We start from the raw sequence: 9901 nt of genomic DNA, 5'->3' as shown, positions 1-9901 counted from the left end.
GTCTCCAGCTGGGTCCGGGCGGCGGCGAGGGCGGCCAGGGCGGCGTCGAACTGAGCCTTGGCCTCGATGAGGGCGGGGTCCTGCGCCGGGCCCAGGGCGGCCCGCTCGGCGCGGGCCTGGTCCAGGGTGCGACGGGTCCGGGCGACCCGGGACTCCGCCTCGCTGATCCGGGCGGCGGCGGCGCGGGCCTGGGCCTCCTGGGCGGCCAGGGCCGTGGCCAGGCGCTCCACCTCGGCGTCTGCGGCGGCGCGTGCGATCTCCGCCTCGGTCAGGGCGCCCTGCAGTTCGGGCAGGCGCTCCGGCGCCTGGGCGACGGCGGCCTCCAGGCTCTCCACATCCTCCACCAGACGGGCCAGGGCGGCCTGGGCGTCCTCGACCATCTGGCTCTCGCGGCCGCGGTCGGCGTCGATGCGGGCGATCTCCGCCTCGCCCCGGGCGACCTCGGCGGCCAGGGCCTCGCCCTCCCGCTCGATGCGGTCCTTGTCGATGGCGAGCTTGCCCAGGACGGCGGCGGCCACGGCCTCGGCCTCGCGCAGGGGGGCCAGGGCCGCCTCGGCGGTCGCAGCTTCCGTCGTGGCCGTGGCGGCGGCCCGGGCGGTGGCCTCGACGACCCGCGCGGCTTCGCCGGCCTCGGCCTGCAAACGCTCGGCGGCCTGGCGCGCCTCGGCCCAGCGGGCATAGAGCAGGGCCGACTGCAGGGCGCGGATCTCGCCCGACAGTCGCTTGTAGCGCTCGGCCTGCTTGGCTTCCCGGCGCAGGCGGTTGAGCCCCCCCGCCAGTTCCTGGGCCACATCGTCCAGCCGGGCGAGGTTGGTCTCGGCCGCCCGCAGCCGCAGCTCGGCCTCGTGACGGCGGGAATGCAGGCCCGAGACGCCTGCGGCCTCCTCCAGGATCAGGCGGCGGTTCTGCGGCTTGGCGGCGATCAGTTCGGAGATCTGCCCCTGGCGCACCAGGGCCGGGGAGTTGGAGCCTGTCGAGGCGTCGGCGAACAGCAGCTGGACGTCCCGGGCGCGGACCTCCTTGCCGTTGATGCGATAGGTCGACCCAGATCCCCGGTCGATCCGGCGGACCACCTCCAGCACCGGATGGTCGTTATAGGCGGCCGGCGCCCGGTGGTCGGAATTGTCGATGGTCAGGGTGACGTCCGCATGGTTGCGGGACGGGCGCTTGCCCGACCCCGCAAAGATGACGTCGTCCATGCCGCCGGCCCGCATGGCCTTGGCGGAATTGGCGCCCATGACCCAGCGCAGGGCTTCCAGCAGGTTCGACTCGCCGCAGCCGTTGGGCCCGACAATGCCCGTCAGCCCCGGCTCGATCCGAAACTCGGTCGGATCGACGAAGGACTTGAATCCGGTGAGCCGAAGCCGCTGGAAGCGCACGGGCGCCTGGGTCCCTCGGCCGCTAGTTCTGGGCCGCGGCGATGGCGGCGTCGAGCTCTTCAATGCTCATCTCGCCCTCCTTCACCACCTTGCCGTTGATGGCGAAGGTCGGGGTGGCGGTGATGCGGGTCTCACGCTGGGTCTTGTCGATCCGCGCGTTCAGCGCCCGCAGGCCTTCCTCGTCGGAGACGCAGGCCTGGAACTCCGCCTCGCTCAGGCCAGCCGACTGGGCGATGCGCAGCAGGGTGCCGCGGACGTCGCCGCTGGTGAACATCTCCCGCTGGCTGTGGAAGATGGAGTCGATGACGTTGAAATACTTGTCCTCGCCGGCGCAGCGGGCCAGCAGGAAGCCAGCGGCGGCCACCTCGGCCGGCGGGGTGAGGAATTCCTTGAAGGTGTAGTGGACCTTGCCGGTGTCGATGTATTTCGACTTCAGCTCCGGGAAGACCTCGTTGTTGAAGGTCGCGCAGTGGACGCAGCTCAGCGAGGCGTATTCGGTGAGCTTCACCGGCGCATTGGGATCGCCCATCGTCATGTCGCCGTCGGCGGACCCGGCGGTGGAGGCGCCCGAACAGGCGCCGAGCGCGATCAGCGTCGCGGCGGCGGCGGCCATCAGGAGGCGGCGGCTGAGGTTCGGCATTTGGGGTCGGCCCTTTGTTCTCAAGTCCGGTTCAGTGAGTTAAGCGCGATTCCCTGCGCTCGGCCCATGCGGCCATTCGCAGGCAGGAACGGTGCGGCGGCGCCAATGTCAACGTCGCGCGCCGCCGCGCAGCACACCCCGTCCCAAGGCCAGCAATGCGGCTTTCAGGGGGCCGTCCGGCGCCTGGGCCAGACTATCCCTGAGTTCGGCCTCCTGGGCGGCGTCCAGGGGGGCGGGCCGCCGCCGCGGCGTCTGGGCCGGGGTCGGGGCCAGCGGGCGCAGGGGGCCCTGGACGATGCGCAGCCGCTCCACGGCGCCCGCGCCCAGGAACAGGTTCACCCGCGAGAGGATTTCCGGCGCCTGGTGCTGGATGAGCGCCGCCGCCGGACCCGCCACGCGGATCTCCAGGGCCGCGCCCGCGCCATTGCGCCCCTTGACCAGCTTCACCGGCTCGGTGCGCCGGGCGATCTGTTCGCCGACGATCTCGCGCCAGCGGGCCTGCAGGGCCCCGGGACCCTGGCCGAACCGGGCGTCCAGGTCGCGGATCAGCTTGTTCAGCGCGCGGCCAGCCGGCGGGGGCGGCCGCGGCGCGGGGCGCGAGCGGCGCCGCGCCAGGATTTCGCGGGTCTCTTGCAGGTCGGGCAGGGGGCGGCGGGCCATCAGAAGGCCAGGATACACCCGAACGGGCGCGAGGTGAGAGTCCCCCTGCCCAAGGGGGCTGCGAACGCCTAAGTCTGCCGGCGTGAACCCCGAAGCCCTCCGCGCCGCCCTGCTGTCCTGGTACGACGGACATGCCCGCAGCCTGCCCTGGCGGACGGGGCCGGCGCAGGGGCGTTCTGGCCTGAGGTCGGATCCCTATCGGGTCTGGCTGTCGGAGGTGATGCTGCAGCAGACGACGGTGCCGCATGCGGCGCCCTACTTCCTGAAGTTCACCGCCCGCTGGCCCACCGTGTCCGACCTGGCCGCCGCGCCGGACGACGAGGTGATGGCCGCCTGGGCGGGGCTTGGCTACTACGCGCGGGCCCGCAACCTGCTGGCCTGCGCCCGGGCGGTGGCGAACGACCATGGCGGCGTGTTCCCCGACACCGAGGCCGCCTTACGCGCCCTGCCGGGGCTTGGCCCCTATACGGCCGCGGCGGTGGCGGCGATCGCCTTCGATGAGGCGACCAATGTGGTCGACGGCAATGTGGAGCGGGTGATGGCGCGGCTGTTCGCCGTGGAGACGCCCCTGCCGGCCGCCAAGCCGGAACTGAAGTCATTGGCCGCCGCCCTGGTGCGCGACGAGCGCCCCGGCGACTGGGCCCAGGCGCTGATGGACCTAGGCGCCACGGTCTGCCGGCCCAAGTCGCCCCTGTGCGACCGCTGCCCCCTGACCGGCGCCTGCGCGGGCCTGGCCACCGGGGCGCCTGAGACCTATCCGCGCAAGACCGCCAAAGCGATCCGTCCCCATCGCCACGGCGTGGCCTACATCCTGACCCGCGGGGACGAGGTCGCCCTGGTGCGCCGCCCGCCCAAGGGCCTGCTGGGGGGCATGCTGGCCCTGCCCACCAGCGACTGGCGTGCGCCGCCCTGGTCCGATGAGGAGGCGCAAGCCGATGCGCCTGTCCAGGCCGACTGGCGCAGCGTCGGCGAGGTGGAGCACGTCTTCACCCACTTCTCCCTGACCCTGCGGCTGCTGCGGGCCGAGGGGGAGGCGGACGATGTGATCTGGACACTGAGGCGGGACCTCGACGCCCTGCCGAGCGTGTTCCTGAAGGCCGCCCGGGCAGGACTGTCGAACCTGCTGTAGGGCGTGAGCCACGCCCACCCCCCCTCCACCGTCATCCTGGCCTTGCGCCCAGGATCCTTCGTGACGCTTGCGCCCCCATCGACAGGGATACTCGGCACAAGGCCGAGCATGACGGTGATGGTGGTAGGGGTGAGTGTGGACGTGACCGCTGCCGACCCGGGCGACGCTCTCCACACCTACCGTCATGGTCGGGCTTGACCCGACCATCCATGCACACAGGGCCAGACAAGGTGTCCATGGACCCTCCGGTCGAGCCGGAGGGGTGACGGACGAGAAGAGGGCCGCCCCTAGGCCGCCACCGCCGGGGCGTCCTTGCGCATCTTGATCCGCAGGACGTCGATGGGGGCGAGGCCGGCGTCGGTCTTGAAGTGCCAGTAGGTCCAGCCGTTGCAGGCCGGCGCCGACTGCACCATGGCGCCGACCTTGTGGATCGAGCCGGTCATCTCGCCCACGGCCAGGCTGCCATCGGCGCGGACCCGGGCGGCCCGCTCGCCCTTGGGGCAATAGAGCACGTCGCCGGGACGCAGGAGGCCGGCCTCGACGATCTGGCCGAAGGGCACGCGGGGTTCGGAACGCTTGGAGCCCGTCACCTGGACGTCCTCGGGCGAGACGGGGATCACCTTGGAGATGCGGGTCTTGGCGACGGCCACATAGTCGTCCTCCCGCTCCAGGCCGATGAAGCGCCGGCCCAGGCGCTTGGCGGCCGCCCCGGTGGTGCCGGTGCCGAAGAAGGGATCGAGGATCAGGTCGCCGGGCTTGGTCGAGGCCAGGATCAGCCGGTGCAGCAGCGCTTCGGGCTTCTGGGTCGGATGAGCCTTGGCGCCGGTGGCGTCCTTGATCCGCTCCTCGCCGGTGCACAGGGGGAAGGTCCAGTCCGAGCGCATCTGCAGCTCGTCATTGGCCATCTTCATGGCGTCGTAGTTGAAGGTGTAGCGCCGGCCCCCGCGGGACTTGGCCGCCCAGATCAGCGTCTCATGGGCATTGGTGAAGCGGGTGCCCTTGAAGTTCGGCATGGGGTTGGACTTGCGCCACACCACATCGTTCAGGATCCAGAAGCCCAGGTCCTGCAGCGTCGCGCCGACGCGGAAGATGTTGTGATAGCTGCCGATCACCCACAGGGCGCCGTCGTCCTTCAGCACCCGGCGGCACTCGGCCATCCAGGCCTTGGTGAAGGCGTCATAGGCCGCAAAGCTCTCGAACTGGTCCCAGTCGTCATCGACCGCGTCGACCTTGGAATTGTCCGGCCGCAGCAGGTCGCCGCCCAGCTGCAGATTGTAGGGCGGATCGGCGAAGACCAGGTCCACCGACCCCGTCGGGAGCTTCTTCAGCTCCTCGATGCAATCGCCCTGGATGATGGTTTCGGCGGGAAAGTTCATGGACGCCCCTCGGATCTACAGAAGGGAATCTTCCCCCATCGTGGTGAAGGGGCCGTTGCGAAACGTGGTGAACGAGGGGTTAAGGCTCGGAGGCTGCGAGATCCAGTCCGGCAGGGTCGCCGGTGATGCGCTCGCCGCGCAGCACCTTCTGCACCGGCGACCAGCTGGCGCGATGGATCTCGCAGGGACCCAGGCGTTCCAGGGCGTCGATATGGACCGGCGCCCCATAGCCCTTGTGGCCGGCGAAGCCGTAGCCGGGATAGCGTTCGTCCATCTCGATCATCAGCCGGTCCCGGGCCACCTTGGCCAGGATCGAGGCCGCGGCGATGGACAGGGACTTGCCGTCGCCGCCGACCACCGTCTTGATCGGGCAGGGCAGCTTGAAGGGATAGTTGCCGTCCACCAGGGCGAAGACCGGCGTCACCTCCAGGGCCTCAATGGCCCGGCACATGGCCAGGCCCGCGGCGTGCAGGATATTGAGCTCGCCGATCTCGTCCACCGAGGCGAAGCCGACGCCCCAGGCGATGGCGCTGGCCTTGATCTCGATCTCCAGGCCCTGGCGGGCCTTGGCGGTCAGCTTCTTGGAATCGTTCAGGCCCGCGGGAATGCGCGCCGGATCCAGGATCACCGCCCCGGCGCTGACCGGGCCAGCCCAGGGCCCGCGCCCGGCCTCGTCCACGCCGCAGACGGGCGACGGACAGGCGGTCTCCAGCAGCAGGTCGGGGACAGCGAGCTGGGGGACAACGCGCAGGGGGGCGGGCTTGCGGGCCATCAGGCGCTCATAGCCGCGACGTCGTCGTGACGGAAGCAGCAGGTGAGGTGATCATTGACCATGCCGACCGCCTGCATGAAGGCGTAGACGATCACCGGGCCGACGAACTTGTAGCCCTGCGCCTTCAGCGCCTTGGACACCTCCACGGCCAGCGGCGTCTGGGCCGGGACCTGGCCGATCTCGCTCCAGCGGTTCTGGATCGGCTTGCCGTCGGTGAAGGCCCAGAGGAAGCTCGACAGGTCCTGGCCGCGCTCGCGCATGTCCAGGTAGATTCGCGCGCTGGAGATCGCCGCGTCGATCTTGGCGTTGGAGCGCACGATGCCGGCGTTCTCCATCAGCCGGGCGCGGTCGGCCTCGCCGAAGCGGGCGACGATCTCCGGATCAAAGCCGGCGAAGGCTTCGCGGAAGGCCTCGCGCTTGCGCAGGATGGTGATCCAGGAGAGCCCGGCCTGGAAGCCGTCGAGCACTAGCTTCTCCCACAGCGCCCGGGGATCGTACTCCGGCACGCCCCAGTCGGTGTCGTGATAGGCCTCGTACAGCGGGTCCCCCGCCATGCCGCGCCACCCGCATCGAATCAGCTCGCTGCTCATGGGCGGAGTGTCGTCGGGGCTTTCCGGGCTCGCAAGTGACGAGGTTCCCCCTCATGCCAAACACCCTTTTCCGCCATGGTCGGGCTTGACCCGGCCATCCATGAACACCGGCGAACGGCCGTGTGCATGGGCCCTCGGGTCGGGCCCGAGGGCGACGGTGATTATGGGTTGAGCGCCCGCTCAAACCAGTCGGGCCGCACCACCCGCACCAGCCGCCCGTCCACCGTCAGCTCTACGCCCTCGATCCGGTCCAGGCGCAGGGAGGCCATGGCCAGGCCGTCCGCCCCGCTCAGCACCGCGCCGGCCCGCAGGTCGCCGGCCAGCACCTCGGCGCCATGCGCCGGCGCCTCGCCTTCGAAACTGATCGGCAGGAACCGGGTCTTCACCGTGCCGCGCCGCTTCATGCGCGAGGTGGTCTCCTGGCCGACGAAGCAGCCCTTCTTGAAATCGATGCCGTTCAGCAGGTCGAAATTGGCCTCGATGGGATAGGTCTGCTCGATCCCCCAGTCGGCGGGACCGGGCACGCCCAGGGACCGGGCGAAGGCGGCGTAGTCGGCCTCGTCCCCGTGGGCTGCGCCCTGCGGGGCGGGCAGGCCATAGCCCCGCCAGCCCAGGTCCGGCAGCCGTGGGTCGGCCAGCCAATCCTCGCCAGGCGCCGCACCCGCGCCAAACAGCACGGAGACCTCGGCCTCGTCCGGGGCGATCGTCACCTTGGCCCGCAGGCGATAGATCATCAGCCGCTGCAGGATGGCGTCACGATGCTCGGCGGCCACATCCAGCCAGCAGCCGTCCTCCCGGCCGATCACGAACAGATCGTAGAACACCTTGCCCTGCGGCGTCAGGAGCGCGCCGAAGCGAATCTCGCCGACGGCCAGGGTTTCGACATTCTGGCTGATCAGATTGTGCAGGAAGTCCCGCCAGTCGGCCCCGCCCAGGGTGATCACGGCGCGGCTGGCGAGGGGAGCATAGGTTCGGGTCTGGACCATGGTAGGGCACTTAGGATCGCGGCGGCTCGCGCGCCAGCCAGAGGCCCTCTATAACCGGCCGATGACGCAAGGGTCCTTTCCCATTCTGTTCATCACCGCGACCCGGATCGGGGATGCGGTGCTGTCCTCAGGCCTTCTGGCCAAGCTGCGCGAAGAAATTCCCCACGCCCGCTTCACCATCGTGGCCGGGCCGGCGGCCGCGCCGCTGTTCGCCGACACGCCGGGCCTGGACGAGGTGATCGTCTTCCAGAAGGCCCGCAATGGCGGCCATTGGCTGGCCCTGTGGAACAAGGTCCGCCACAGGCGCTGGGGCCTGGTGGTCGATCTGCGCGGCTCGGCCATGGCCAGTTTTGTGCGCACGAAGCGCCGGGCCATTTTCCGCCGCCAGCCCGGCGCGCCGGTCCACAAGGTGATCGAGGCCGCCCGCCTGCTGAAGCTGGAGGACGAGCCGCCAGCCCCCCACATTTTCACAAGCCCCGAGACCGAGGCCGCCGCCGCCGCCCTGACCCGGGGCGAGGGGCCGATCCTGGCCCTGGCGCCCGCCGCCAACTGGGTGGGCAAGACCTGGCCCCTGGAGCGATTCGCCCAGCTGGCCATCCGTCTGCTCGGCCAGGGCGGCGCCCTGCAGGGGGCGCGGCTGATGGTGCTGGGGTCCCCCGACGACATGGAGGTGGTGGCGTCGCTGCGCCACGTGGTTCCCAGCCATAAGTTCATCAACCTGGTGGGCAAGACCGACCTGCTGACCAGCTATGCGGCGCTCAGGCATGCCCGGCTGTTCGTCGGCAACGATTCGGGGCTGATGCACATGGCCGCCGCAGCCGGCGCGCCGACGCTGGGCCTGTTTGGCCCCTCGGACGACACCCTCTACGCCCCCTGGGGCGCTAACACCCGTGTAGTGCGCGGCGCGCGCAGCTTCGAACAGATCCGCCAGCAGGACCCGGAGCTCAACCAGAGCTTCTGTCACATGATGGATCTCAGCGTCGACACCGTGGCGCGGGCGGCCTACGACCTGCTGGCGCAGACGGAGACGAGCCATGGCTGAGACCTATGACCTGATCGTCCATGGGGGCGAGGTGGTGAATCACGACGGCCGCGGAGCCGCCGACATCGGCGTGCGCGGCGGCAAGATCACAGCCATCGGCGACCTCGCCCAGGCCTCGGCGGCCGAGCGCTTCAATGCGGCGGGGCTCACGGTCCTGCCGGGCGTCATCGACACCCAGGTCCACTTCCGCGAGCCGGGCCTGGAGTGGAAGGAAGACCTGGAAAGCGGCTCGCGCGGGGCGGTGCTCGGCGGCGTGGTCGCCGTCTTCGAGATGCCCAACACCGAGCCGACCACCACCGACGCCGATGCGCTGGCCGACAAGCTGGCCCGCGCCAAGGGGCGGATGCACTGTGACCACGCCTTCTATGTGGGCGGCACCCACGAGAACGCCACCTTCCTGGGCGAGCTGGAGCGCCTGCCCGGATGCTGCGGGATCAAGGTCTTCATGGGCGCCTCCACCGGCACCCTGCTGGTGCAGGACGACGAGGGCGTCGAGCAGGTGCTGCGCCATGTGAACAGGCGGGCGGCCTTCCATTCCGAGGACGAGTACCGCCTGGCCGATCGCCGGAACCTGGCCCGCACCGGCGACTGGACCAGCCACCCGGAGGTGCGCGACGCCCAGGCCGCCATCGAGTCCACCGAACGGCTGCTGCGCATCGCCCGCAAGCTCGGCAAGCGCATCCACGTCCTGCACGTGACAACGGCGGAAGAGGTGGAGATCCTAGCCCGCCACAAGGACGTAGCCAGCGTCGAGATGACGCCTCAACACCTGACCCTGGAAGGGCCCGAGGCCTATGAGCGGCTGAAGGGCTTCGCCCAGATGAACCCGCCGATCCGCGAGGCCCGCCATCGCGCCGGCCTCTGGCGGGGCCTGGCGGCCGGGGTCACCGATGTCATCGGCTCCGACCACGCCCCCCACACCCGCGAGGAGAAGGCCAGGCCCTATCCGGCCTCGCCCTCGGGCATGCCGGGCGTCCAGACCCTGGTGCCCATCATGCTGACCCATGTGGCCGAGGGGCGGCTGTCCATCGAGCGCTTCGTGGACCTGACCAGCCACGGGGCCAACCGGCTGTTTGGCCTCGCCGACAAGGGCCGGCTGGCGGTGGGCTACGACGCCGACCTGACCATTGTCGATCTGAAGGCCCGGCGGACCATCACCCACGAGGCCATGGCCAACCGCGCCGGCTGGACCCCCTTCGACGGGATGGAGGCCAAGGGCTGGCCCATGGCCACCATCATCCGCGGCCGGGTGGTCATGCGCGACGACGAGGTGGTGGCCGAAGGGACCGGCGCGCCGGTCCGCTTCGCCGAGACCCTGGCCGGCTGA

Annotated in this window: 10 protein-coding genes; 3 read left to right on the top strand and 7 right to left on the bottom strand. The window is 70.6% G+C overall.

Going from position 1 to position 9901, the window contains the following annotated elements:
• The 3 genes from Q7S93_RS07635 to Q7S93_RS07625 form a co-directional block, all read right to left on the bottom strand.
• A partial coding sequence (locus Q7S93_RS07635; RefSeq protein WP_304713272.1) for an AAA family ATPase occupies positions 1–1379 on the bottom strand: 1379 nt, incomplete at its 3' end.
• Positions 1380–1401: 22 nt separating this feature from the next.
• The gene (locus tag Q7S93_RS07630) at positions 1402–2019 is read right to left on the bottom strand and encodes a DsbA family protein (RefSeq protein ID WP_304713270.1); all 618 of its coding nucleotides are present in this window, start codon (positions 2017–2019) and stop codon (positions 1402–1404) included.
• 108 nt (positions 2020–2127) lie between these two features.
• The gene (locus Q7S93_RS07625; RefSeq protein WP_304713268.1) at positions 2128–2679 is read right to left on the bottom strand and encodes a DUF721 domain-containing protein; all 552 of its coding nucleotides are present in this window, start codon (positions 2677–2679) and stop codon (positions 2128–2130) included.
• A gap of 82 nt (positions 2680–2761) precedes the next feature.
• Here Q7S93_RS07625 and mutY point away from each other — a divergent pair, with 82 nt between their 5' ends.
• On the top strand, positions 2762–3808 hold the full coding sequence (gene mutY, locus Q7S93_RS07620; RefSeq protein ID WP_304713266.1) for an A/G-specific adenine glycosylase: 1047 nt from the start codon (positions 2762–2764) through the stop codon (positions 3806–3808).
• A 287-nt stretch (positions 3809–4095) separates the two neighbouring features.
• Here the strand turns inward: mutY and Q7S93_RS07615 are convergent, their stop codons facing one another.
• The 4 genes from Q7S93_RS07615 to ygfZ form a co-directional block, all read right to left on the bottom strand.
• Entirely contained in the window at positions 4096–5184 is a 1089-nt protein-coding gene (locus tag Q7S93_RS07615) for a site-specific DNA-methyltransferase (RefSeq protein ID WP_304713265.1), read from the bottom strand.
• A gap of 79 nt (positions 5185–5263) precedes the next feature.
• Entirely contained in the window at positions 5264–5956 is a 693-nt protein-coding gene (locus Q7S93_RS07610; RefSeq protein ID WP_304713263.1) for a ribonuclease HII, read from the bottom strand.
• Positions 5956–6546, bottom strand: coding sequence for a DNA-3-methyladenine glycosylase I (locus tag Q7S93_RS07605; protein ID WP_304713261.1), 591 nt, complete (start codon positions 6544–6546; stop codon positions 5956–5958). Before Q7S93_RS07605 ends, Q7S93_RS07610 begins: the two co-directional genes overlap by 1 nt.
• 161 nt (positions 6547–6707) lie before the next feature.
• The gene (ygfZ, locus tag Q7S93_RS07600; RefSeq protein ID WP_304713259.1) at positions 6708–7532 is read right to left on the bottom strand and encodes a CAF17-like 4Fe-4S cluster assembly/insertion protein YgfZ; all 825 of its coding nucleotides are present in this window, start codon (positions 7530–7532) and stop codon (positions 6708–6710) included.
• 61 nt (positions 7533–7593) lie between these two features.
• On the opposite strand from ygfZ, the gene Q7S93_RS07595 reads away from it, so the two are divergent.
• Both Q7S93_RS07595 and Q7S93_RS07590 read left to right on the top strand, forming a co-directional pair.
• Positions 7594–8574 (top strand): glycosyltransferase family 9 protein, encoded by a 981-nt coding sequence (locus Q7S93_RS07595; protein WP_304713258.1) that lies wholly within the window; start codon positions 7594–7596, stop codon positions 8572–8574.
• Positions 8567–9901 carry a dihydroorotase gene (locus tag Q7S93_RS07590; protein ID WP_304713256.1) on the top strand — a complete coding sequence of 445 codons (1335 nt, stop codon included), beginning with the start codon at positions 8567–8569 and terminating at the stop codon, positions 9899–9901. The genes Q7S93_RS07595 and Q7S93_RS07590 overlap by 8 nt, the downstream gene beginning before the upstream one ends.

The organism is Phenylobacterium sp. (assembly GCF_030646615.1).
GTDB lineage: Bacteria > Pseudomonadota > Alphaproteobacteria > Caulobacterales > Caulobacteraceae > Phenylobacterium.
This window is presented reverse-complemented; position numbering and strand designations above follow the sequence as displayed.

Excerpts from the sequence above, each read along its gene's own strand:
- ygfZ (WP_304713259.1), bottom strand. The coding sequence starts at position 7,532 with ATGGTCCAGACCCGAACCTATGCTCCCCTCGCCAGCCGCGCCGTGATC.
- Q7S93_RS07605 (WP_304713261.1), bottom strand. The coding sequence starts at position 6,546 with ATGAGCAGCGAGCTGATTCGATGCGGGTGGCGCGGCATGGCGGGGGAC.
- Q7S93_RS07630 (WP_304713270.1), bottom strand. The coding sequence starts at position 2,019 with ATGCCGAACCTCAGCCGCCGCCTCCTGATGGCCGCCGCCGCCGCGACG.
- Q7S93_RS07625 (WP_304713268.1), bottom strand. The coding sequence starts at position 2,679 with ATGGCCCGCCGCCCCCTGCCCGACCTGCAAGAGACCCGCGAAATCCTG.
- Q7S93_RS07615 (WP_304713265.1), bottom strand. The coding sequence starts at position 5,184 with ATGAACTTTCCCGCCGAAACCATCATCCAGGGCGATTGCATCGAGGAG.
- Q7S93_RS07610 (WP_304713263.1), bottom strand. The coding sequence starts at position 5,956 with ATGGCCCGCAAGCCCGCCCCCCTGCGCGTTGTCCCCCAGCTCGCTGTC.
- Q7S93_RS07595 (WP_304713258.1), top strand. The coding sequence starts at position 7,594 with ATGACGCAAGGGTCCTTTCCCATTCTGTTCATCACCGCGACCCGGATC.
- Q7S93_RS07590 (WP_304713256.1), top strand. The coding sequence starts at position 8,567 with ATGGCTGAGACCTATGACCTGATCGTCCATGGGGGCGAGGTGGTGAAT.